The sequence below is a fragment of the Achromobacter sp. GbtcB20 genome, from assembly GCF_019091095.1.
Taxonomy (GTDB): domain Bacteria; phylum Pseudomonadota; class Gammaproteobacteria; order Burkholderiales; family Burkholderiaceae_B; genus Achromobacter; species Achromobacter mucicolens.
The window spans coordinates 1-296 of record NZ_JAGXJZ010000446.1; the positions used below are offsets into that span (position 1 = coordinate 1).

At 75.0% G+C, this 296-nt stretch carries 1 protein-coding gene; it reads left to right on the top strand.

Going from position 1 to position 296, the window contains the following annotated elements; genetic code table 11:
- Positions 1-296: alkaline phosphatase (locus tag KVT32_RS29700; protein ID WP_217619385.1), on the top strand; the 296-nt coding region annotated here is incomplete at both ends.

The window sequence follows — 296 nt, forward strand, 5'->3', positions numbered from 1 at the left end:
AACGGCAACAAGCAGCTGAGCCGCTGCGAGAACGGGCGTCCGGTGCCGACCCTGGCCGAACTGGCCAAGGCGCGCGGCATGGCCGCCGGCGTGGTGACCACCACCAGCGTCACCGACGCCACCCCGGCCGCGACCTATGCCCACGCCTGCCACCGCAAGGTCGGATCCGACATCGCGGCCAGCCTGGTGCCTGGCGGCGCCGGCTACAACGCGGCGCTCGGCGCGAGCGGCCTCGATCTCGTCTTCGGCGGCGGCGCGCCGTTCTTCGCCCCGGTCGCGCAGGGCGGCAAGCGCGC